This is a genomic window from Cellvibrio sp. ARAG 10.3 (genome assembly GCF_051846955.1).
GTDB lineage: Bacteria > Pseudomonadota > Gammaproteobacteria > Pseudomonadales > Cellvibrionaceae > Cellvibrio.
In genome coordinates, this window is record NZ_JBPYCU010000003.1 from 189,697 (window position 1) to 213,693 (window position 23,997).

General features: G+C 54.4%; 19 protein-coding genes. 13 read left to right on the plus strand and 6 right to left on the minus strand.

Annotated elements, in window-relative coordinates; genetic code table 11:
* Window positions 1–2 precede the first annotated feature (2 nt).
* A complete protein-coding gene (locus ACSV5M_RS05490; RefSeq protein ID WP_439174601.1) occupies window positions 3–689 on the plus strand; it encodes an exonuclease domain-containing protein in 687 nt (228 codons plus the stop codon).
* On the opposite strand, the gene ACSV5M_RS05495 is transcribed toward ACSV5M_RS05490, so the two are convergent.
* Together ACSV5M_RS05495 and ACSV5M_RS05500 are read right to left on the minus strand one after the other, a co-directional pair.
* On the minus strand, window positions 681–2,237 hold the full coding sequence (locus ACSV5M_RS05495; RefSeq protein WP_439174602.1) for a methyl-accepting chemotaxis protein: 1,557 nt from the start codon (window positions 2,235–2,237) through the stop codon (window positions 681–683). The genes ACSV5M_RS05490 and ACSV5M_RS05495 overlap by 9 nt on opposite strands.
* 61 nt (window positions 2,238–2,298) lie before the next feature.
* Window positions 2,299–2,421: a hypothetical protein gene (locus ACSV5M_RS05500; protein ID WP_439174603.1), complete on the minus strand. Its 123-nt coding sequence runs from the start codon at window positions 2,419–2,421 to the stop codon at window positions 2,299–2,301.
* A gap of 56 nt (window positions 2,422–2,477) precedes the next feature.
* On the opposite strand from ACSV5M_RS05500, the gene ACSV5M_RS05505 reads away from it, so the two are divergent.
* Genes ACSV5M_RS05505 through glgP form a run of 3 tightly spaced genes read left to right on the plus strand, consistent with a single transcriptional unit; the run spans window position 2,478 to window position 8,729 of the window.
* On the plus strand, window positions 2,478–3,467 hold the full coding sequence (locus ACSV5M_RS05505) for a 2-hydroxyacid dehydrogenase (protein ID WP_439174604.1): 990 nt from the start codon (window positions 2,478–2,480) through the stop codon (window positions 3,465–3,467).
* A 2-nt stretch (window positions 3,468–3,469) separates the two neighbouring features.
* Window positions 3,470–6,238 (plus strand): cation-translocating P-type ATPase, encoded by a 2,769-nt coding sequence (locus tag ACSV5M_RS05510; RefSeq protein WP_439174605.1) that lies wholly within the window; start codon window positions 3,470–3,472, stop codon window positions 6,236–6,238.
* Complete coding sequence (glgP, locus tag ACSV5M_RS05515) at window positions 6,225–8,729, plus strand: alpha-glucan family phosphorylase (RefSeq protein WP_439174606.1); 2,505 nt, start codon at window positions 6,225–6,227, stop codon at window positions 8,727–8,729. The genes ACSV5M_RS05510 and glgP overlap by 14 nt, the downstream gene beginning before the upstream one ends.
* Window positions 8,730–8,733: 4 nt before the next feature.
* On the opposite strand, the gene ACSV5M_RS05520 is transcribed toward glgP, so the two are convergent.
* Window positions 8,734–10,368, minus strand: a complete 1,635-nt coding sequence (locus ACSV5M_RS05520; RefSeq protein WP_439174607.1) for an L-lactate permease — start codon at window positions 10,366–10,368, stop codon at window positions 8,734–8,736.
* A gap of 298 nt (window positions 10,369–10,666) precedes the next feature.
* Here ACSV5M_RS05520 and gnd point away from each other — a divergent pair, with 298 nt between their 5' ends.
* The 4 genes from gnd (at window position 10,667) to ACSV5M_RS05540 (ending at window position 15,721) form a co-directional block, all read left to right on the plus strand.
* Window positions 10,667–12,121: a decarboxylating NADP(+)-dependent phosphogluconate dehydrogenase gene (gene gnd / locus ACSV5M_RS05525; protein WP_439174608.1), complete on the plus strand. Its 1,455-nt coding sequence runs from the start codon at window positions 10,667–10,669 to the stop codon at window positions 12,119–12,121.
* 320 nt (window positions 12,122–12,441) lie between these two features.
* Entirely contained in the window at window positions 12,442–13,062 is a 621-nt protein-coding gene (locus tag ACSV5M_RS05530; protein WP_439174609.1) for a gluconate 2-dehydrogenase subunit 3 family protein, read from the plus strand.
* Between the two features lie 39 nt (window positions 13,063–13,101).
* Complete coding sequence (locus ACSV5M_RS05535; protein WP_439174610.1) at window positions 13,102–14,826, plus strand: GMC oxidoreductase; 1,725 nt, start codon at window positions 13,102–13,104, stop codon at window positions 14,824–14,826.
* A gap of 28 nt (window positions 14,827–14,854) precedes the next feature.
* A complete protein-coding gene (locus ACSV5M_RS05540; RefSeq protein ID WP_439174611.1) occupies window positions 14,855–15,721 on the plus strand; it encodes a sugar phosphate isomerase/epimerase family protein in 867 nt (288 codons plus the stop codon).
* Between the two features lie 61 nt (window positions 15,722–15,782).
* On the opposite strand, the gene ACSV5M_RS05545 is transcribed toward ACSV5M_RS05540, so the two are convergent.
* Window positions 15,783–16,961: a hypothetical protein gene (locus ACSV5M_RS05545; protein WP_439174612.1), complete on the minus strand. Its 1,179-nt coding sequence runs from the start codon at window positions 16,959–16,961 to the stop codon at window positions 15,783–15,785.
* Window positions 16,962–17,180: 219 nt separating this feature from the next.
* Here ACSV5M_RS05545 and ACSV5M_RS05550 point away from each other — a divergent pair, with 219 nt between their 5' ends.
* Complete coding sequence (locus ACSV5M_RS05550) at window positions 17,181–18,035, plus strand: putative porin (RefSeq protein WP_439174613.1); 855 nt, start codon at window positions 17,181–17,183, stop codon at window positions 18,033–18,035.
* A gap of 31 nt (window positions 18,036–18,066) precedes the next feature.
* Here ACSV5M_RS05550 and ACSV5M_RS05555 read toward each other — a convergent pair whose 3' ends face one another.
* Together ACSV5M_RS05555 and ACSV5M_RS05560 are read right to left on the minus strand one after the other, a co-directional pair.
* Entirely contained in the window at window positions 18,067–19,269 is a 1,203-nt protein-coding gene (locus ACSV5M_RS05555; RefSeq protein WP_439174614.1) for a type II toxin-antitoxin system HipA family toxin, read from the minus strand.
* Entirely contained in the window at window positions 19,266–19,517 is a 252-nt protein-coding gene (locus ACSV5M_RS05560; RefSeq protein ID WP_439174615.1) for a helix-turn-helix domain-containing protein, read from the minus strand. The genes ACSV5M_RS05555 and ACSV5M_RS05560 overlap by 4 nt, the downstream gene beginning before the upstream one ends.
* Before the next feature lie 279 nt (window positions 19,518–19,796).
* Here ACSV5M_RS05560 and ACSV5M_RS05565 point away from each other — a divergent pair, with 279 nt between their 5' ends.
* Genes ACSV5M_RS05565 through ACSV5M_RS05580 form a run of 4 tightly spaced genes read left to right on the plus strand, consistent with a single transcriptional unit; the run spans window position 19,797 to window position 23,996 of the window.
* A complete protein-coding gene (locus ACSV5M_RS05565) occupies window positions 19,797–20,018 on the plus strand; it encodes a helix-turn-helix domain-containing protein (protein WP_439174616.1) in 222 nt (73 codons plus the stop codon).
* Window positions 20,019–20,078: 60 nt separating this feature from the next.
* Entirely contained in the window at window positions 20,079–21,635 is a 1,557-nt protein-coding gene (locus ACSV5M_RS05570) for a type I restriction-modification system subunit M (protein WP_439174617.1), read from the plus strand.
* Window positions 21,632–22,795 carry a restriction endonuclease subunit S gene (locus ACSV5M_RS05575; protein ID WP_439174618.1) on the plus strand — a complete coding sequence of 388 codons (1,164 nt, stop codon included), beginning with the start codon at window positions 21,632–21,634 and terminating at the stop codon, window positions 22,793–22,795. Before ACSV5M_RS05570 ends, ACSV5M_RS05575 begins: the two co-directional genes overlap by 4 nt.
* Window position 22,796: 1 nt before the next feature.
* On the plus strand, window positions 22,797–23,996 hold the full coding sequence (locus ACSV5M_RS05580; protein WP_439174619.1) for an anticodon nuclease: 1,200 nt from the start codon (window positions 22,797–22,799) through the stop codon (window positions 23,994–23,996).
* The last annotated feature ends 1 nt before the right edge of the window (window position 23,997 follow it).

The window sequence follows — 23,997 nt, forward strand, 5'->3', positions numbered from 1 at the left end:
TTGTGGGCTGGATTACTCTTCATAAACGCGCGCAGCATCCACTGATACAGACGTTCGCCAAGGCGACATTCCCTGCGCATCACACCGCAATAGACGATTGCCCCTTGCTTGCCATCGATCTGGAATTAACCGGGTTGGATCCCGCGCGCGACCACATTGTCAGCATCGGCTGGGTGCCCATTCGCCAACGCGAAATTGTGCTCGCCGACGCGCGCCATTATTTGATTCAACCGCCGGTCAGTGTGGGGCAAAGTGCAACGATTCATGGCCTGCATGATCGGGATTTACACAACGCACCCACGCTGGAAAACGTATTACAGGAATGGTTGGAAGATTACGCCGGTTATGTGCTGGTTGCGCATAACGCGGCACTGGATCTCGCGTTTTTGCGCACCGCGTTGCGCAACCTGTTTGGTTCGGCACCGCCGCTGAAAGCGATTGATACCCTGCGTATTGAGAAACGCCATTTGACCCATCGCGATCAGGCATTCAAGGCCGATGGTTTGCGCTTGAACGCGTGTTTGCATCGCCATCATTTACCGCTCGCCAGTACCCACAATGCGTTGGAGGATGCGTACAGTTGCGCGTTGTTATTACTCGCGCAAATAGCGCGCATGAATCGGCAAGTGGAGTTGGGCGATCTGGTGGACCGAGGTGTATGGCGCAGACTCATCGCCCCATTAACGTGACGTATCCGGTTTAAAACCGATACGGAAACCACCCCAATGCCTGCCGTTGACCATAATCGGCACCGACAAATCGTGCATCACTTCCCCGGTGTCCCGCTTATAGGTCTGCAATAACATCGGTTGGGTATTGGCACCGCAACGGCTGCCGGTGCGATCACTAAAGATACGCTTGGTGCGATTGCTCAATAAATCCTTTTCGTATTTGCCCGTCAGCGGCTGCGAGAATTTTTTGTTATGGGTCGGGAAATATCCCTTCACATCCACACCACCAGCAAACAGCACACCGGGATGGCGGGTGAGGATCGGCTCCTGTATGGCGGGGAAATGCTGGTCAGTAAAGTCGTCGTAGGGCGTGTGGTATTTCGGCGGGTTGGTGTCGGGAATCGGTTTGTATTCCTGTGAAAACACCTGCGCCTGGGTCAGGCGCCCCTCCGCAATCGCCTGCTCAAATAATTTGCCGATACTCGCCGCCGCCTGTTGGGCTTCGCGCAGGATCGGCATGAAGAACACCGTGTCGCTGACATCGGCCAGGTCGCTGTAGATGGTCTCGGTTTCTTCGGACACCTCCAGGGCGCGCTTGGCGATGGTGCTGCTCTTTTGTTCAATAGCACCCAAGGCATTACTGATGCTGTTGATGGATTGGCTGATGCGCTCGCTGGTGTCTTCCAGCCCGCTGCCGGCTTGCTCAATCGAACCCAGCGCGGCGGAGGATTTACTGATCTCGCTGTTGACCTGTTCAAAACCCTCCGCCGCCTGTTGCAGTTCCTGTTTTACCTGATCGCTGGAATGCTGCAAGCCACTCATTAACGCCCCGACCTCCTGACTCTGGGTACGAATTGCGCCCAGCATTGCCGCAATATCCTGGGTCGCACCTTGCGTCTTGCCCGCCAGGGCGCGCACCTCGTCCGCCACCACCGCAAAGCCGCGCCCCTGGTCGCCGGCCCGCGCGGCCTCGATAGCCGCATTCAATGCCAGCAGGTTGGTCTGTTCCGCCACGCCTTTGATGACATCGGTAATGCGCTGGATGTTGTCGGCGCTGGTCTGGAGTTGCTGCAACTGCCCCGCTACCCGGGTGACCGATTCTCCCAACTGGTGAATGTTGGTCACCCCCAGTTTCAGGCGTGCATCGGCATCCTGGCAGGCCCGGGCAGTTTGTTCGATGGTTTTGGTAATGGTGTGCAGGTTGCCGCTCATCTGCGCGCTGGTACTGGCCAGGTTGCGCCCGGCATTGACGATCTCACCACTGTCGTCGGCGCTGTGTTTGATGTCTTTCACCAGGCCATCGATATAAAACGAGACTTCCGCCGCCCCGGTGGCCATCTTGGATGTCGCGGCAGACACCCGGTCTGCCATGCGCGTGAGCGTGGCCGACTCGGCCGTCATCCCGGCCTCCGGTCTGTGTTGTGCGGGCCAATACAACAGCACCGCCAGCGCCACCGAGACGCCGATAATCGTCAGCCATAAGGGCAACCCGACCAGCCAGGCCAGCAACTGAAGGGCGATGATACAAACCAGTGTCAGGTGTTTTTTGTCGTTATCGGAAAACATGTGCGTTACCCCGTAACCCGAAGATCTCCTTGAGTCTAGCAGTTGGTGCGCACTCTACCCGTTACAGCGTGCCCAACACCTCGCCCGGCGTCGCCCGCCGACGATGATTTGCCACCACATCATGCACTTGGCCGCCAAAATACTGGCCATTGCGCGCTTTTTTGTCCTGCATCAATAACCGCACAAGCGCTTGCTCTAGACTCCCCGAAAGCTCCTTACAATTACCGGGTGGAAGCCGTTATGAAAGTCGCTGTCTTCAGCAGTAAAGCCTATGACGTGGAGTATTTGACGGCGGCTAATACCCAGGGCCATACGCTGGTCTTCCACGAAGCTGCCGCAAACGAGCAGAGTGCATTGCTCGCCCAAGGCTGCGACGCCGTGTGCTGCTTTGTTAACGACATCCTGGATGCCGCCACCCTTAAGGTGCTGGCCAAACAGGGGGTTCGCCTCGTTGCCCTGCGCTGTGCCGGTTTCAATCAGGTGGATATGACCGCCGCCAGAGACCTGGGCATCACCGTGGCGCGCGTGCCGGATTATTCGCCCCACGCGGTGGCTGAACACGCGCTGGGCCTGATGCTGATGCTCAACCGCCACCTGCACCGCGCCCACTATCGCGTGCACGAGAACGATTTTTCCCTGAACGGTTTGCTCGGCTTTGATATGTACCAGAAGACGGTCGCCATCATCGGCACCGGCAAGATCGGCGCAGTACTGGCCAACATCCTGCTGGGCATGGGTTGCCAGGTCATTGCGTACGACCCGGTGGTCAACCAGGCGCTTGTTGAGCGGGGCGTTCGTTACCTCGCCCGCGATGAGATCTGGTGCCAGGCCGATATTATCTCCCTTCACTGCCCGCTCACCCCCACCACCCACCATCTGATCAATACCGATACCCTCAAAGCCATGAAGGACGGGGTGATGTTAATCAACACCGGGCGCGGCGGGCTGATCGATACGCGCGCGGTTATCGCCGGCTTGAAGTCACGCAAGATTGGTTACCTGGGGCTGGATGTGTACGAGGAAGAAGCCAAGTTGTTCTTTGAGGATTACTCCAACAACCTGTTGCAGGACGATATCTTTGCCCGCCTGCTGACCTTCCCCAATGTTGTGATTACCGGGCACCAGGCATTCTTTACCCGGGAAGCCCTGACCGCCATTGCCCGCGTGACCCTGGCCAACATCAGCCACTTTGCACAGGGCGAACTGGACCGGATCTGCTGCGTGAATTAACCATGAACCGCTCTCTGCCTCCCGAGTTACCGGCTGACGCTCCGCCATTGCCAGACGCGCACGCCCGAACCCCGGCAGAACTGTTCGCGCAGCTGGCATCGAGCGATGTGGGGTTATCGGCTACGGAAGCCTATCGCCGACGCATTCGCTGGGGTGAAAACCGCTTGCCCGCCAACCCGCCGACCCCTGCCTGGCGGCGCTGGGTGCGTCAATTCCACAACCTGTTTATCTACGTGCTGCTCACCAGCGCCCTGATCAGCAGCCTTATCCAGCACTGGGTCGACGCCGGGGTGATCATGGCGGTGGTGCTGATCAACGCCACCATCGGGTTTATCCAGGAAGGTAAGGCCGAGGCCGCCCTGCGCAGTATCCTGCGCCTGAGCAAGAACCAGTGCCTGGTGATGCGCGACGGCCAGAGCTTTACGCTCGATAGCCAACTGCTGGTGCCCGGGGATGTGGTGGCGCTCCAGGCGGGCGACCGTGTACCGGCGGATATGCGCCTGTTTTACAACAAGTCGTTGCGCTGCGATGAAGCCATGCTCACCGGTGAATCCCAACCCACGGAAAAAAGCGTGGACGCTGTGTCCCTGGACACCCCGCTGGCCGAACGAAGCACCATGGCCTATATGGGCACCATGGTGACCTTCGGTACGGCCCGTGGTCTGGTGACCCATACCGGCAACCGCACCCAGATCGGCCAGATCAGTGAACTGGTACAGCATGTCGCCCTGCCCGAAACACCTTTGCAACGACAACTGGCGCAACTGGCGCGCCAGTTGACCCTGGTAATCCTGCTAGTAACAGCAGCTACCGCCGTGTTTGGTTTCCTGGTCCGCGATTACAGCCTGGCGGCGATGTTTCAGGGCGCCATCGGCATCGCGGTGGCCGCCATCCCGGAAGGCTTGCCCGCCATCGTCACTATTACGCTCGCCATGGGCGTGGAGCGCATGGCGCGCAAACATGCGCTGGTGCGCCGCTTGCCGGCGGTTGAAGTGCTCGGCGCAGTGGATGTTATCTGTTCCGATAAAACCGGCACCCTCACCGCCAACGCCATGACGGCGCGGTTGCTGGTGACCAGCACAGCCCGTTTCACCATCAGCGGTGAGGGCTATGCGCCCATCGGCGACATCCAGCATCACCATGGCCGCTCGCCCAACGAGGACGAACAGCAACAGCTGAATACCGCCTGCGGCATTGCCCTGTCGTGCAACGACGCCAATGTGACCGAAGACGACGGCGACTGGAATATCCATGGCGATCCCACCGAGGCAGCGCTCCATGTGCTGGCACTCAAGCAGGGACTCAATGCGGCGGACCATGCCCGGCACCGGCCGCGCCTGGACACCCTGCCGTTTGAAACCGAAAAGCGCTATATGGCCAGTCTGCACCAGATGGCAAATGGCACCCGGGAGATCGCTATCAAAGGCGCGCCGGACCAACTGCTGCACCTGTGTCGCTACCAATGGGGCCCGCGCGGTATCGAGCCGCTTAACAAACATTATTGGGAAGCCGAGGTGAATTTCCTGACCAACCAGGGCATGCGGGTGCTCGCCCTGGCGAACAAAGCCGCTGCGGATAATGCCAGCCAGCTGCACCACGATCAGGTAACTGCGGGCGGCCTGGTGATGGTGGCGCTGGTGGGCATCAGTGATCCACCCCGTGCGGAGGCAGTAGCGGCCATCGCCCAGTGCCAGCAAGCGGGTATTCGCGTGCTGATGATTACCGGCGATAACCCCACCACCGCAGCAGTGATCGGACGGGAGTTGGGCCTGGCAGCGGATCGGGTAGTGACCGGGGCCGAACTGGACCAGGTTGCGGCGCAGGATTTACCGGCGCTGGCGGAGAAGGTGTCCATCTTCGCGCGCACCAGCCCGGCCAATAAATTGCAGTTGGTGCAAGCGCTACAGGCACACCGACATGCCCTGGCCATGACCGGCGACGGGGTCAACGACGCGCCAGCCCTGCGTCAGGCGGATATTGGCATCGCCATGGGCCAGAAAGGTACCGATGCCGCGCGCGACGCGGCTGCGTTTGTGCTGACGGATGACAACTTCGCCACCATCGTAGGCGCTGTTGCCGAGGGGCGCAGGATTCATGACAACATCGTCAAATCCATCGTCTTCATCCTGCCCACCAGCCTGGCAGAGGCCAGCGTGATCCTGCTGGCCATCCTGTTCGGCTGGTTATTGCCGATTACGCCCGCACAAATCCTGTGGGTCAACATGATCACCGCCGTCACCCTCACCCTGGCGCTGGCCTTTGAGCCCCCGGAAGCCAACCTGATGCAACGCCCACCCCGCCCACGCCATCAAGGGTTGCTGACCCCCCGGCTGTTGTACCGGGTGATGCTGGTGGGCGGTATAGGTGCGGCGACTATCTTTCTGCTGTTCCGCTGGCATTTGCAACGCACCGGCGACATTGAGCTGGCACGTTGTGTGGCGGTGAACGCGCTGGTGTGCTTCGAAGCGTTTTACCTGCTGACCGCGCGCAGCCTGCACGATGCGATCTGGCACCGGCGTTACTGGGCTGGCAGTGGGCCGGCACTCTTGAGTATTGCCCTGGTCGCGGTCATGCAGCTTGCCTTTACCTACTGGCCGTTGAGCCAGGAGGTGTTTTCCCTCGCCCCGCTGGCGCCGGCCCATTGGCTGATCCTGGTGGCGGCCACCAGTCCTATTCTGCTGCTGGTAGAGCTTGAGAAGGCGTGGCTACGCCATGCTCACCGGCGCTGGTCGCTTCATCAACCGGGAGTACCTGGCCATGTCCACTTTTGATCGCCCGCTGCCCGAGCCCCTGGCCATCCTGAATGAGCTGGCGGCCGACCTCTGCTGGAGCTGGAACCACGGCGGCGACGAGCTCTGGCAACAGATCAACAGCGAAGTCTGGGACCACACCCACAACCCGGTGAGCGTCCTGCAACTGACCAGCGATGCCGAACTGGCCCGCCTGGCCGGGGACCCGGCGTTTGTGGCCCAACTGGATAGTCTGGTCAAGGCGCGCCGCCGCTATCTCGACGGGCCGGCCTGGTATAGCCGTCACTACCCCGACCAGCCGGTGCGCGGCATCGCTTATTTCAGTATGGAGTTCGGTGTGTGTGATGCCCTGCCGCTTTACGCCGGCGGCCTGGGTATCCTGGCCGGGGACTATTTAAAGACCGCCAGCGACCTGGGGGTACCTCTGGTGGGCATCGGCTTGCTGTACCAAGAGGGCTATTTCCGGCAAAGCCTGACGCGCGACGGTTGGCAACAGGAAACCTACTTATATAACGACCCCGGCAGCCTGCCATTGCAACCATTAAAAGGCGCCGATGGCAGTTGGCTGCATATCGACACCGGCTTCCTCTGTCGCCAGGTGCGCTTTCGGGTGTGGCATGCCAGGATCGGCCGAATCCAGCTGTACCTGCTGGACAGCAACGACCCGCGCAATCGCCCGAGTGATCGCGGCATTACCAGCAAACTCTACGGGGGCTCTACCGAACTGCGGCTGGTCCAGGAGATTGCCCTGGGTATTTGCGGTTGGCGGCTGGTGGAAACCCTGGGGCTGGATATTGATGTCTGCCATTTGAATGAAGGCCACGCCGCCTTTGCGACCCTGGAACGCGCCCGCGCCTATGCGGAAAAACATAAAACCGACTTCTGGCGTGGGCTCTGGGCCACCCGGATCGGCAATGTCTTCACCACCCACACACCCGTTGAGGCTGGCTTTGACCGGTACCCCATCGCCCTGTTGAAGTGGTATATCAGCGAATTTGCCCAGCATCTGGGTATCCCCATCGACAGTCTGATCGGCCTGGGGCGAGCTCGGCCCGAACATCCGGACGAGCCGTTTAACATGGCTTATCTGGCACTCAAGACCTGCGCGCGCAGCAATGGGGTGAGCCGGTTGCACGGCGCGGTCAGCCGGCGCATCTTCCAGCCGCTGTTTCCCCGCTGGCCGGAGCGCGAGGTGCCCGTCGGCCATGTGACCAACGGCGTCCATATTCCGACCTGGGACTCTATCGAAGCCGATAACCTGTGGACCCAATTGTTCGGGCGCGAGCGCTGGCGAGGGGAACTGGATGACCTGGACACCAGCCAACTGGACCAGCTCAGCGACAAGCAGCTCTGGCAACTGGCCGGCCAGGGTCGCGCCCGGCTGGTGGATTACGCCCGCCACCGGCTGGCGGAGCAATTCCGCTATGAAACCGCCCCGGACGTATGCGCCCTCCCGACCCCCAATGTCCTTGATCCCAATATCCTGACCCTGGGATTTGCCCGTCGCTTCGCCGAATACAAGCGCCTCGACCTGCTGTTGCGCCAGCCGGAGCGCCTGGCGCGGCTGCTGTGCAATGAACGCTACCCGGTGCAATTGTTGATAGCAGGCAAAGCCCATCCGGCGGATGAGGTAGGCAAGCAGGTCCTGCAAGCCTGGTATCACTTTATCCAGCGGCCGGACGTGAGCCAGCACCTGGTGTTTATCGAAGACTATGACATCGCCCTGGCCCAACACATGGTTCAGGGGGTCGATGTCTGGCTGAATATGCCGCGCCGCCCCTGGGAGGCCAGTGGCACCAGCGGCATGAAGGTGTTGGTGAACGGCGGGCTCAACCTGTCCAGCCAGGATGGCTGGTGGGCAGAAGCCTGGAACCCGGAGGTGGGCTGGTCATTGGGGAACGGAGAGGAACACGAAGACGACGACCGGGATGCGGAGCGGCTGTATCAACTGCTGGAAAACGACGTCATTCCGCTGTTCTACACCCGCGATGCCGAGGGCATTCCGCGCCGCTGGGTCCGTACCATACGCGCCAGCATGGCGCAGTTGACCACCCGTTACAGCAGTAACCGCATGATGCACGAATACCTGGATCAGTATTACTTGCCCGCCGCTGCCGGATGGCGCGAGCGGCAGCGCGACAAGGGCGCCCTGGCGGCCCAACTGGAAGCCTGGCGCAACCAATTGACCCAACACTGGCATGAAATCCATATCGGCGAATTTGAGGCTGCCGAATCTGACCCTTCGGCCATTGAACTGACGGTGTATCTGGGCGGGATTGATCCGGCCACCATCGCGGTGCAGATGGTGGCCGACCCGCGCCCGCCACAAGAGGCCCACATTATCCCCATGGCACTGCTATCCCATATTGAAGGCGCCGTGCATGCCTACCGCTTTCGTACCGCCGTGCCCGAACGCCCATTGAGCGACTTTACCGCACGGGTGATCCCGGCCCATCCCCAGGCTTGCATCCCGGCGGAGAATCCTCTGATCATCTGGCAAACCCGTCGATAATCGATTAGCGGCTGAGCCACCAGCCGATTACACCTGCGCCGAGGCAGTAATACAGCATCGGCGCCAGGGTATAACGGATAATCTGGCCCTCCTTACCCGCCAGTTGCACCACTGACGCAGCGGCAACCACGTTCATGACGCAGATCATATTACCCGCATTGGCGCCCAGCATTTGTAACGCCAGGATAACGTCCGGGGCCAGACCGCTGGCCAGCGCCGCTTCTTGCTGTAAGCGCGCAAACATCATGTTGGAGAAGGTAGAGGAGCCCGCGATAAAGCTTCCCAGCGCTCCGACGAATGGAGCAACAAAGGGCCAGATGTCTGCCGCCGCCGCTGTTGCAGCCTGGGCCAGGGCCCTGGGCATGGGTTCAAGACCCGCCGTATTAACCCCGGAATTCAAAAAGATACGCACCATAGGCACTGAAGCTGCCAGGGCGAGTGCCGAAGGGAGCAAGCCTTGGGCAGCCTCTCGCCACACGTTCAGCGATACCCTCCAGGGCAGCCGGTAATAGATCCCTATCACCAGGGCGACCAGGATAAACACACTGCCAGGCACATAAAGCGGCGTTATCCTCGCCGTAATCGCAGTGCCCAGGATCGCGTCAAATTGCAGGTCAACGGACTGCAGCCATGCTTTAAACGGCAGCGATTCCAATCGAGTTAACACCAACAACAGCGCCACCAGCCCGTAAGCCAACCAGGACTGCATCAGACCGGGCTGCGCTTGCAGTGCAACCGGCCTGTGTTGATGTAATCCCTCCGCCTGAGTGACGACATGCCCACTGCCAGAAACCTCCTGGTCCGGCAAACGCCACAGCACTTTGGGCACCAGCCATCCATAACGCGCCGCAGTAACCACAACGACAAGCCCAACCAAGGCCCCCAGCAAGGTAGGAAATTCCGGGCCCAGCCAGCGGGCGACGAGATAAGCGGGCAGAGTAAAACTGAAGCCACACAAGAGAGCAAAAGGCCATAGCGCCAAACCTTCGCGCCAGCGCCGCCGGGCACCGAAAAAGCGGGTGAGGATCGTCACCATGATTAAGGGTAAAAAGCTGGCCACCACAACGTCTATCCCAACCGCTGTTATTGCAATGGCCTGCAACCCAGCCGGACTGATCCCGGGAATGCCCTGCCCCAGACCAACTATCACGGGAGTGCCAATCGCGCCAAACGACACCGGCGCACTGTCGGCAATCAATGCCATGACCACCGCCGCCATCGCGGGAAATCCCAATGCCACCAATAAAGGGGCCACAATAGCCGCGGGGGTTCCAAAACCGCTGGCGCCTTCCAGAAATGCACCGAACAACCACGCGATGATCAGCACTTGAACCCGGTGGTCCGGCGAGATCCGGCAAAAAGCCTGACTGATTACCTCCAGCGCCCCGCTGGCTTTCATGGTGTTCAATAACAAAATGGCGCCAAAGATAATCAGCAAGATAGTCACGGCAATCAGCCAGCCCTCGACCACTGAACCCGCCAGCTGGCGCAGTGGTACCTGCCACACCCAGGCGGCAAATAAGGCCGTTAACAAAAGACTTAAAGGCATGGCCCGGCTGGCTGGAAGGCGCATCACCACCAGTAATGCAAAGACGGCGATAACCGGGACCAGCGCGGCGATCCAGTGAAGGATAGGCACGAACGACAAACTCCTGAAGCGTGAGTGAAGGCAGGTTAAGCGCAGGCTGACGGAAGTGCCTTGCCACAAATCAAACAAGCCGCAAGCGCCGGCGTCTGATTCTGCCTAGCGGGTGAATCTCCCCTGACTTTCGTCCGGTGTACATTTATTAGCAAAAACAATGAATTAAATAGTGACAACTTTATGCCGCCGCGCTGTTATTTTGGTCGATAAAGTTGAATAATACGCAGCCCTACAAGAGCGCCCAGCGCCACAACCCTCATGAGAACATCAATCACTGATAACAGGCATCCTCTCTATGAAACCACTTTCTGACATAGGCCTCGTTGGGCTCGCCGTCATGGGCGAAAACCTGATCCTGAACATGGCGAGCAAGGGCTATACCGTCACCGCTTATAACCGCTCCGTTGAAAAAGTCGACGCCTTCATCGAAGGCCGCGCCCAGGGCAAGAGCATTCGTGGCGCCCGCTCCATTGAAGAGCTGGTCCAATCCCTGGCCAAGCCGCGCAAGATCATGCTGATGGTCAAGGCCGGTAAGGCCGTAGACGACTTTATTGAACAACTGATTCCCCACCTTGAGCCGGGCGACATCATCATCGACGGCGGCAACACCCACTACCCCGATACCGATCGCCGCACTGCTTACCTTGAGAGCAAAGGCCTGTTGTTTATCGGCACCGGCGTATCCGGTGGTGAAGAAGGCGCCCTGACTGGCCCATCGATCATGCCCGGCGGTTCACCGGCGGCCTGGCCCCACGTCAAGCCGATCTTCCAGGACATCGCCGCCAAGGTGGATGACGGCAGCCCGTGTTGCGACTGGGTAGGTGAGAACGGTGCCGGCCATTTTGTGAAGATGGTGCACAACGGCATTGAATACGGCGATATGCAGCTGATCTGCGAAGCCTATCAAATCATGAAAGACCTGCTCGGCATGTCTGCCGACGAGATGCACGAAGTCTTTAAAGAGTGGAACCAGGGCGAACTGGATTCCTACCTGATTGAAATCACCCGCGACATCCTCGCGTTTAAAGACGAAGACGGCGCACCGCTGGTGGACAAGATCCTCGATACCGCTGGCCAGAAAGGCACCGGCAAATGGACCGGCGTGATCGCGCTGGACCTGGGTATTCCCTTGACGCTGATCTCCGAAGCGGTATTTGCACGTTGCCTGTCATCGCAGAAAGACCAACGCGTCGAAGCGTCCAAAGTCATCAGCGGCCCCGCCATCAAGTTTGACGGCGACAAGAAAGCCATGATTGACGACCTGCGCAACGCGCTCTTCGCGTCCAAGATTATTTCTTACGCCCAAGGCTATTTGCTGATGCGCGAAGCAGCCAAAGAATACGGTTGGAAACTCAACTACGGCGGCATCGCCCTGATGTGGCGCGGCGGCTGTATTATTCGCTCGTCCTTCCTCGGCAACATCAAGGAAGCCTTTGACAAGAACCCGGAGCTGAGCAACCTGTTGCTGGACGACTACTTCCGCACCACCGTGGAAGCAGCCCAGGCAGGCTGGCGGCGTGTGGCGGCGGCGGCCATTGTTAACGGCATCCCCGCACCGACCATCAGTTCGGCACTGACCTACTTCGACGGCTTCCGCACTGCTCGCCTGCCAGCCAACCTGCTGCAAGCGCAACGCGACTTCTTCGGCGCGCACACCTACGAGCGCATCGACAGACCACGCGGTGAGTTCTTCCACACCAACTGGACCGGTCGCGGTGGTAATACGGCGTCGTCTACGTATAACGTGTAACCCAGCCTTTACTCGGGCCAGCCATGCCTGGCTGGCCCGATTGATCACACAATCTTTTCAATATCCCAACTGATCTCCGCTATTTTTATAACTGCAAATCACTATTTTTCCTTCAGGATCACTGCGCTGTTACAAAAAACCGAATGATTTGTATGGTTGTGTAAATGTACTTGCACGGCGCGTGTAAACGATTACATTTGGACCCATAATAATTGCGGTCGGCTCTCTCAAATTAATAGCAATGCGCTCAATAACCGCTGTGTAACCCGCAGCAGTGATCTGTAATTCCGCATCGACTTTCAGCAACCGAGTACCTCTCTATGCCCAACGTTACTGATCCCGGCGTGATAGCCACTTCCGATATTCACCTTGAACGGCGTACTGCAATCAAGCAATTAGCCGCATTGTGTGGCCTCGCTCTGTCTGCCACGTCGCTGTCATTAATGGCGGAAAGTTTTACCAGCCCGCGCGATATATCCCGGCGGAAAAATCGCTTCCTCAAGCCGGAGCAATTGGCATTGGTGCGCGAACTGGGTGAACTGATTATTCCCACTACCGATACGCCCAGTGCGATAGGCGCTGATGTGCATAATTTTATCGATTACCAGGCAGCCTATTGTTTCAATGCCGATGAACAACAATCACTGCTCGCCGGTTTGCAAAAAATTGATAACGCCGCGCAAAAAAATTATGGCAAGGCATTTTTATCCTGCCCGAAAGACCAGCAAGTTGCATTGCTGACGCAGATGGAAAAAGCCCAGGGTGAATTTACGGCGGATGACCGCGAGCACTTCAAACAATTTAAAGCGCTGGTGGTATTTGGTTATTACACCTCCGAAGTCGGTGCCTCCAAAGAGCTGGCGTATCTGGCCATTCCCGGCGGCTATAAAGGTTCGGTGAAATTTTCTACTGTCGGCAAAGCTTGGTCGCTGAACTTCTAAGCAGCCGGGTTTATGAAATAAATACAGATCGAGCAGACTATGAGTAATACGGTTTATATCAAAAAGACCCAGGAAAAATTCGACGCGATTGTTGTAGGTTCCGGGGTTACCGGCGGCTGGGCCGCCAAAGAATTATGTGAAAAAGGTTTGAAGACCTTGATGGTGGAACGGGGCCGCCCGGTAGAACACCGCAAGGATTATGTCGGCGAAGGTGTAAAGCCGTGGGAGATGCCGTTTCGCGGCAAGATCGAACGCGATATTGTTGATGAGCAATATTACATTCAAAAACAAAATTATGCGTTTAACGATGCAACCAAACATTTTTTTGCCAATGACCGCGACCATCCCTATAGCACCCCGCAAGAAAAACCTTTCAGCTGGATTCGCGGCAATCAGTTAGGCGGTAAGTCGCTGTTGTGGCACCGCCAGTCTTATCGCTGGAGTGACCTGGACTTTACCGCCAACGCCAAAGACGGGCACGGCGTGGACTGGCCGATTCGCTACAAGGATATTGAATCCTGGTATGACTATGTAGAACATTATGTTGGCATCAGCGGCTCGGTGGAAAATATTCCCGTGTTGCCGGACAGCAAGTTCCTGCCACCCTTTGAATTCAATGCGGTGGAAAAAGATTTAAAAGCGAAGTTTGAAAAAAAATACAACGACCGAAAATTAATTATGGGCCGCTGTGCGCACTTGTCCAAACCCGCGCCGCACCACATCGAACAGGGCCGCTACCAATGCATGGCGCGCAATGAGTGCCAAAAAGGCTGTACCTTTGGTGCATATTTTTCTACGCAAAGCTCTACGTTACCGGCGGCGTTAAAGACCAACAATCTGTCGATTGCCACCAACAGCATCGTGCATAGCGTGATCTATGACCCTAAAACCAATCGCGCTACCGGCGTGCGGGTTATCGACAGCGAAACCCTGGAGACGCGCGAATATTTTGCCAAGGTCATCTTCCTTTGTGCATCGACACTTGGCACCACGCACGTCATGTTGAATTCCATCAGCGAGGCCTTCCCCACCGGGATTGCCAACTCGTCCGGCGTGCTCGGCCATTACCTGATGGACCACCTTTACGGCGCCGGAGCCAACGGCACAGTGCCCGGTTTTGAAGATGAATACTATTCCGGCCGTCGCCCGACCGGCGTTTATATTCCACGTTTCCGTAACGTCACCAAAAAAGATGCCGACTTCCTGCGCGGTTATTCCTTTGCCGGTGGCGCAGCGCGTGAACACTGGAGCCAGTTTGCCTACAAAGACGGCTTTGGTGTGGATTTTAAAAATGCCATCAAAAGTGCCGGTGAATGGAAGTTCGGTTTGCGCGGTTCCGGTGAGATGTTGCCGCGCTATGAAAATCAGGTGTCGCTGCATCCCACCAAGAAGGATAAGTGGGGTATGCCGCAATTACACATTGAATGCGATTACTCCGACAATGACATCAAGATGCTCAACGACATCGCGGACACCGCCGCAGAAATGCTGGAGTCAGCCGGCCTGAAGAATGTGCAGCGCACTATTGAAGAATGGCCGCCTGGTTTATCCATCCATGAGATGGGGACTGCAAGAATGGGTAAAGATCCTAAAACTTCTATCCTGAATGGCTATAATCAGGCGCACGACGTGCCCAATCTGTTTGTGACGGACGGCGCCAGCATGGCCTCCTGCGCCTGGCAAAATCCCTCACTGACGTTTATGGCACTCACCGCACGCGCTTGCAATTACGCGGTAGAACAACTAAAACTCGGTAACATTTAATAACGCAACAAATAAAAGGAAGACAACGATGAAACTCTCAACCTATCTCAAGGTTTTAGCCATGGCCGTCATCACCAGCAGCAGCGCAGCCAGCTTTGCAGCGGATGTTGCGCCAACCTCGCCGCAACTGAGTGTTCAGCTTTGGTCGATCAAAGACGATGTTGCCAAAGATTTTGAAGGCACATTAAAGAAACTCGCCGACATGGGCTTTCAAGGCGTGGAGTTTGCCGGCAACTTCGGCCCCTACGCAGACGATCCCAAAGGCCTGAAGAAATTTCTGGATAAACTCGGTTTGAAAGCCTCCGGCGCTCACGTCGGCTTCGATAAATTTTCTGAAGAAAATTTTGATAAAACCGTCGCGTTCTACAAAGCGATTGATTGCCACTACCTGATTATCCCCATGGACCACCGCGCATTCACCGCCGAAGGCGCCAAAGAAGTGGCCGCCGACCTGGAAAAAGTGCAAGCCAAATTAAAGCCCCACGGCATGCACACTGGCTATCACAACCACAAAGAAGAGATGCTGGGCAAAGAAGGCAAAACGCCCTGGGACGTGATCGGCACAGGCACCTCCACAGACGTGATCCTGCAGCAAGATGTGGGCTGGACCGAAGTTGCCGGCAAAGACCCGATTGATTTTATTAAAGCCTACCCTGGCCGTACCATCACCACCCACTACAAAGCTGCCGCACCGGCAGAAGGCAATAAGGAAAACCCGATTATCGGCAAAGACACCACCGATTGGGAAGCGCTGATTGTTGCTAACCGCACTGTGGGTGGAACGTTGTGGCTGGTAGTTGAGCAGGAAGTGTATCCGGAAGGTATGACCCCAATGCAAAGCGTTGAAGCGTCGCTGAAAGGTTTGCAGAAGGTGATTGCGGGGATGGATAAATAGTGTCCCTCCCACCAGCAAGAAGGGGCGCGATTAGCGCCCTTTCTTTATGCGTTGAACTCAATTACAACAGCCAACGTTTATACTCCGGCGACTCAATAAAATCCTGATAGAACACCTCGTCTGCAAAAGCTTCTTCGGTAAATTCATAATCAAAATTCTCTTCAAGATACTTCAGTGTTTCAACCACCTGTGCGTATTTTTTGGCGTGTACCTGACAGTTTATTAATGTCCAGTACGGATCTTCCAGGGCCGGCTCTATCGCGATAGCTTTGCGAGCATACTGCTCGGAACAGACGAAGTCCTCGGCCATCAGGCAGGTATTGGCTTTCAAGAGCATCAATACACCATCTTCACCGATCAAACCGACGATACCATCAAGGCTTTTTTGTGCCCGCCTGAAGTTGCCGTTATAAATATGATGATCAATCAATAAAAAGCCGGCCGACTCTTCGTTGCCATAATATTTATCCAGGAGCGCCAATTGCTCGCGGTATTCCGTCTCACCAATCTGTCCCGCCAGATTGATTGCCGAATGCAACATAATTCTTCGGGTTCTGATATTTTCCGGCTGTGCCTGCAAAACCCTGTAGGCTGCTTTGTAATTACCCGCCGCTCTGAATTTAGCGATTCGCTTAAATGCTTCTCCCAGCGCCTCATTGTATTCAACACTGCCAAACAACCGTTTGAGCAGGGACTCGCTCGGGTTGTACAGCATTTGCGATACGACCCCCAGGGTTTCACTCATCATTTGCCCTGATGAAAGCGGAAAAAAATCGACTATTTGCAGTTTTCCACCACCTTGCTTTTCCACCACCAACAGCAAGTACTCATGTCCACCGTCGCTATAGTCAAGCCTGACTACAGGCTGATTATTCTTGATGGTACGAATAAATTTCGCATTCGGGTTTCGTTGATAGGTCGACGTAAATAACACCTTGGACAGATGCACCTCCCCATTTTTCATACTCCCTGCAACATAGGCATTGATATCCCGCTCAAGCGTGAACATTGATCTTGCCGCGCGACGAAAAAACTCCTTGAGGTTAAAGATCTTGACCATGCGCTTATCATCCTGCTGATTGATGACATCCGCCAGCTGCTCGCCCAACATATCGTATGCATTCATACCTTGGGGCGCATCGCTTGCCTGCGCGCTGTGTATGGTCAAAAATATTGCCAACAAACACAAAAGCCAACGTGTCACACTCACAAGTCCCATACCCCTTTTTATGGTGTTCATAACCAACTCCTGTTTTTCAGTATTTTTGTTTTCAGATAAAGAGCTTTGGCTAGATTAACTCGACGCGGCCTTTGCGCCAACCGAACTGCAAAAAGTTATATTCCCAATACCCAAGGATACAGCTATACCCGCTTTTATTTCATGACAATTTATACTCTCAAAGGTAAACTGCGCGCCGCCCGGAAGGGCACTTATCTTTTATGAATTAAGGAGATTTTCATGCGCAGTTACCTGCTCGGCTCGGCCATTACCCTTGTCTTGGCGGCTGAAGTATCCACCGCACAAACCTACCGCTCTGAGGTAAGACTCGGTTATCTGGATTCGGAGAATGAGTTATTCGATTCTGACCGTTCTGCCTGGATGGCAGGGGGCAGTTACTATTTTTCTCCGGTAACGGCCACCAATCATCCTTTGGCGGAAGCAGCCTTTCTGGAAAAAGCCAGCAGCATTGATATTAGTTATATCCGCCAGGACTGGAAAAACAGCGGCCAGTTGCAAGCGTTCGGTAGTACCTATAGCTACGAAACCTCCTTCGATGAAAAAGATATGGGCGTCATGGTTCAAGCCTTCATTCCGGACAGCATGTTTTATCTAGCGGCCGGGGTGACTCGCTCAGAAGAGAGATCTCGAACCATCTCCTACTATATGGAAGAAGGCTACATAAATCCGGACGTAGAAACTTTCACTGACAGAACCAACGACACCCAGTGGCAAGGATCCATAGGCCTTACCCCTATCAATGGCTTGTTAGTCTGGACAAGTATTTACGAAGACAACGAGGTGGATAAGCGTTGGGACCTGAATGCAAAGTATGTCACTGAGATATTAGGCAAAACAGTAAATCTTGAGAGCAGCTACAACTCTTACGAGGATGATTCAACCCAATCATTCGCGGGCGACGTATATTTTGGAAGAACCTTAAGTATCGGCGCTGGCTACGTTTTCGGTGGCGGCAGCGACGGCTATCAAATACGCGCGCGGAAGTTCTTCACGGATAAATTGAGTGCGAATGCTGCTTTTGCTTCGACAGATGATCTGGATGCTTACACATTGGGACTTGCATTAAGATTTTAATTGCCATAAATAAACCCGGCAGAGGCCGGGTTTATTTATTATCAAGCTGCTTCACGCTGTTACGAAATACCGCCAGCATCGCACTGCCTACTTCAGCAAAATCCGGATGCCGATCAATGTAATGTGTTATCTCCACGGCAACATCTCCCAACGCCTTGATCAACCGCTTTAACAATGCGTCCACGTCCTTTTCCGACAGTCCACAATCAACACGCGCAAAATTTCTCAAATATTCTGGTGCCCACCAGACTTTTCTTCCTGCCAAGGTAAGCGCGGGCACATCATTTTTAAGATAAACCACCGTTGAGACAATATCGTAAACCGGCGCAAGCTTCCGCACACCAAAAGGCTGATCATACAAGATGCCAAAGTTTTTCAGGTGCGCATCGCCATTACCAACGGCCCAGGAAACCAGCAGAGAACTCAAGAATTCCCGCCGCACTTTAACTTGCTCGGCGGGAGACACGTAAGTGATCAAAGACTTTAGTAATTTTTCGTAACTGCCCTGATATTTATGCTCAGGGCGCAGCCCCTGCAAAACGCAAACATCCTCAAAACCCAACCAGGAACCATCTGCCAGGCGGTCAAAGCGTTGCATGACCAGCAATTTGCCATCATCCGACACCGCAACATCCGGCACTTGCAGCCCCATCTCCTGCGCCACCCGCAAGCAAAAATATTCATTGGCGGCCAGTTGCGGATAATCATCGCCCCAACTTTTTACAATAAAACCGCTGGTCTTTAAGGTGGAGCGCTCACTGGCCAAGGCGGGCACCAGCACCTTGGGTTGCACGCCCGACACACCGGAGCGCAACGCATATTTTTCTACCAGCTCTTCAAACAGCGCCGTGTTCGTTGAGCGCGTTAATTGTTCGAGCGACTCGCCTGCAAATAACTCATCGTCCGTTTTCGCGTATGGATCGGACACCACCACACGCCCCACCTGATGACGTCCCAAGGCAGCCAACAAGGTCAGCTCACCGGCGCCGTGCAATTTGGAAAGCGTACGCTGCAATACATCGCCGAGATAACCTTCCGGCAGATTCTGCGCAAAGATCGGGTGCAACCCATGAAAGTGATAAACCTGGCCACTGACCGGCATGGTCACGGATACCGCATGCGCCTCCGGCGTTTGCTGGCCATACATAAAAACCGACGGCTCCGGCAAAGGCGGGCTGAATAACTCACCGACCACCTGGCCCTGCATGCTCACCTGCGCCCGCTGTACCGTCATTCGTCCACCTCATTATTACGCTGCAGCTCCTTTAAGGTCGGCAAACCCGCAGGCACCACCTGAAGACGCAGCCCCAATACGCTCAGCAAGCGCTCCAGCTTGCTGTAACCCAGCTCCGCCAGGCGCTGATTTTCCAGCTTGGACAACGTAGTCCTGTCCACCCCAGCCAACTCCGCCAGCGCCTCCGCGGTTAAACCGGCCCGGCGACGCTCTTGGCGAATGAGATGGCCGATATCTGATAGCAGCATGTGAATATACTCTACAGTAACTACTTATATGTAAAAAAGTAGCTTATATTCACATACGGCGCAAGAAATAGGCTATTTCTCCCAGAGTTACGCACAATTACGCATGGCTTGCGTAATTGAGCATAGGGCGCGCAACTCCGCGTAATCCGACAGATTTTTAGCCTGGTTTTCCGAATCAAGCCCCAATAATTTAATTTCAACTCGCAAAATGCTAGGCAAATATCAAATCCGTGGTAAGCTCCGGTGTTAATCAAAAACCAGACTCTTAGAGGCACAGCCATGATCCGCTGCCATCTCGCCCGCATGATGGGCGAGCACAAGATGCGTATTGCCGACGTCGCAAGAGAAACCGGCCTTAGCCGCGCCACAGTCACGCTGCTTTATAAAGAGACGGCCCAAAAAGTGGATCTCGAAGCCATAGAAAAGCTGTGCCTGCTATTTGAATGCCAGGTGGGCGACTTGCTTGAGCTGACGCAAGCATCATCAGAGTCGCTGGCATAATGCTTGGCCAGCCAAAAGTCGCCCTTACACGATGCACATGAATTAAAACAGGAAGAACGCATGACAAGCTCACAACAACGCGCCGCCCTGCAACGCCAGATCTGGGCCATTGCCAACGATGTACGCGGCGCAGTAGACGGCTGGGATTTCAAACAATACGTCCTCGGCACCCTGTTTTACCGCTTTATCAGCGAAAATTTTGCCGCCTACATCGAAGGTGGTGACGACAGCATCAACTATGCCGAATTGCCCGATAGTGTGATCACGCCAGAAATTAAAGTCGATGCCATCAAAACCAAGGGCTACTTTATTTACCCCAGCCAGTTGTTTAACAATGTCGCCAAAACCGCCAACAGCAATGAAAGCCTAAATACCGACCTTGCAAAAATATTTGCCGAAATCGAAACCTCCGCTAATGGCTTCCCATCAGAGCAAGACATCAAAGGCCTGTTTGCCGATTTTGACACCACCAGCAACCGCTTAGGCAATACAGTCAAAGACAAAAACATGCGCCTTGCTCATGTGCTTAAGCGCGTGAGTGAGTTGGATTTTGGTCAGTTTGATGCGGCGCATATCGACCTGTTTGGCGATGCCTATGAATTTTTAATTTCTAATTACGCTGCCAATGCTGGTAAATCGGGCGGTGAATTTTTTACCCCTCAGCATGTTTCCAAGCTTATTGCCCAACTAGCTATGCACAAGCAAACCAGTGTTAACAAAATTTATGACCCCGCTGCGGGCTCTGGCTCACTTCTACTGCAAGCCAAAAAACATTTTGAAGCGCACATCATTGAAGAGGGCTTCTTCGGGCAAGAGATTAACCACACCACCTACAACCTCGCCCGCATGAATATGTTCTTGCACAATATCAACTATGACAAATTCAATATTCAGCTAGGCAATACCTTAACCGACCCTCACTTTGGTGATGACAAACCCTTTGATGCTATCGTTTCCAACCCACCGTATTCGGTAAAGTGGATCGGTAGCGACGACCCAACCTTAATTAACGATGAGCGCTTTGCGCCCGCCGGTGTGCTCGCACCCAAATCCAAAGCGGATTTTGCTTTTGTGCTGCATGCACTCAGTTACCTTTCGAGCAAAGGCCGGGCTGCGATTGTTTGCTTTCCCGGTATTTTTTACCGTGGCGGTGCCGAGCAGAAAATCCGAAAATATTTGGTGGATAACAATTTTGTGGAAACGGTGATCTCGCTGGCGCCAAATCTATTTTTTGGTACGACCATCGCCGTGAATATTCTGGTGCTGGCCAAGAACAAAACTAACACCGATACCCAGTTTATTGATGCCAGTGGTTTGTTTAAAAAAGAAACCAATAACAACATTCTGACGGATACCCATATCCAGCAGATCATGGAGGTGTTTGACAGCAAAGCCAACGTCGATCACCTTGCCCGCTCGGTGCCTTACCAAGAGGTTGCAGGCAACGACTACAACCTATCGGTTTCCAGCTATGTAGAAGCAAAAGACACCCGCGAAGTGGTAGATATTGTCCAACTCAATGCCGAGCTAAAGACCACCGTCTCTAGGATTACCCAGCTGCGCCAAGACATTGATTCGATTGTGGCAGAGATTGAGGGCGAGGAGCCTGACGCATGAGCAATCTAAGCTTTATGGAAAAGCTTCTGGATGGGGTTGATGTGGAGTGGAAGGCGCTAGGTGATGTTGTACATATGCGAGCTGGTCAACATATTTCGGCAAGCAACATCATGGATGATGCCAGCAAAGAACATCCATATCCTTGTTTTGGTGGAAATGGGGTTCGTGGCTTTGTTGCGAAATATAGCCATGATGGAAAGCATTTGCTCATCGGTCGGCAAGGTGCGTTATGCGGAAATGTACAGCGAACACAGGGAAAGTTTTATGCAACAGAACATGCGGTCGTTGTTACGCCAAGTCATGGCATAAACGTTGATTGGGCATTTCATTTGCTAACATTAATGAACCTTAATCAATATGCCTCACAATCTGCTCAACCGGGATTGGCTGTTGGAAAAATCCAGAGTTTAAAAATCCCCATCCCCTGCCCAGACAACCCCAAAAAATCGCTGGAAATCCAGGCCGAAATCGTTCGCATTCTGGACGCATTTACCGCCATGACCGCCGAGCTGACCGCCGAGCTGACCGCCGAGCTTAATCTGCGCAAAAAACAATACAACCACTATCGCGACCAGTTGTTGAGTTTTGAAGAAGGGGAAGTGGAGTGGAAGACGTTGGGGGAACTGGCCGAGAACCTCGACTCAAAAAGAAAGCCAATCACGAGCGGCTTGAGGGAAGCAGGAAATATTCCGTATTACGGTGCATCTGGAATTGTCGATTACGTTAAAGACTATATTTTCGATGGCGACTTTTTGCTCGTTTCTGAAGATGGTGCAAATTTATTGGCGCGAAATACACCAATAGCATTTAGTATCAGCGGCAAAACCTGGGTTAACAATCATGCCCATGTGCTTAAGTTCGACACCTATGCAGAGAGAAGATACGTTGAGTATTACCTGAATAGTATTGATTTGACACCCTATATTTCTGGCGCTGCACAACCGAAGCTGAATAAGAAAAACTTGGAAAGCATCCGTATACCAAACCCCTCGCTAACAGAAAAAGAGCGAATCGTTTCAATCCTCGACAAATTCGATGCGCTAACCAGCTCCATTAACGAAGGTCTGCCCCGCGAAATCGAGCTGCGCCAGAAGCAATATGAGTACTACCGTGATCTACTGCTGAGCTTCTCTAAGCCAGATGCAGAGGTGGCAGCCTGATATGAGCAAGACGCTAAAAGAGATTGCGGAGCAGTTAAATGCGCCAAGGACGGTGAAGAATAAGAAGACCACCGAGGTCGAAGTCGTCATGCAAGTGCCGAAAGTACAGCTAATTTACGCGTTCAACGGCACGGGCAAAACCCGCCTGTCTCGGGAGTTTAAGCAACTGGTTGCACCCAAAGGCAATGGCGATGATGACGAAGCCATTTCGCCACGGGAGAAAATCCTCTACTACAACGCCTTTACCGAAGATCTCTTTTACTGGGATAACGATTTAGAAGAGGATGCTGCCCCCAAACTGAAAATTCAGCCGAATACCTATACCGACTGGCTGCTCACTTTGCTGAAAGACCTGGGGCAAGATGCGAATATCGTTAAGTACTTCCAGCACTTCACCAATGACAAGTTAACCCCGCATTTCAGTGAAGACTATGCCGAAGTCACCTTTACCCTGGAACGAGGTGACGATAAAAGCACGGAGCCGCTGAAAATTTCAAAGGGCGAAGAAAGTAACTTTATCTGGAGTGTTTTCTACACGCTGTTGGATCAGGTGATTACCATCCTCAACGTTGCAGAACCCGAGAATCGTGAGACCAGGCAATTTGATCAGCTGGAGTATGTGTTTATTGATGACCCGGTGAGCTCACTGGATGAAAATCACCTGATCGAACTGGCTGTTAATCTGGCTGGGCTGATCAAGTCCAGCAAGTCTAATTTGAAGTTCATTATCACTACGCACAGCCCGCTTTTTTATAACGTGCTCTACAACGAGCTAAACAGCAAAGCCTGTTATTTGTTGGAGCGGTTTGAAGATGGCACCTTTGCACTGCTGGATAAGCATGGCGATTCCAACAAGAGCTTCTCTTACCACCTGTATTTGAAGCAGACCTTGGAAAAAGCCATCGCTGACAACACTGTGCAGAAGTACCATTTCACGCTGTTGCGTAACCTGTATGAAAAGACGGCGAGCTTTCTGGGTTATCCAAAATGGTCAGAACTCTTGCCCGATGACAAGCAGGCATATTTAAACCGCATTATTCAATTTACCAGTCATTCAACATTATCGAATGAAGTCGTCGCCGAACCCAGTGGGCCTGAAAAGAATACGGTAGGCTTGCTACTGAACCACTTGGTTACCAATTACGGCTTTTGGCAGCAGGCAGAGCCTGCCGCCAGCGCCACCGTGGAGCCAAAAGGATAAC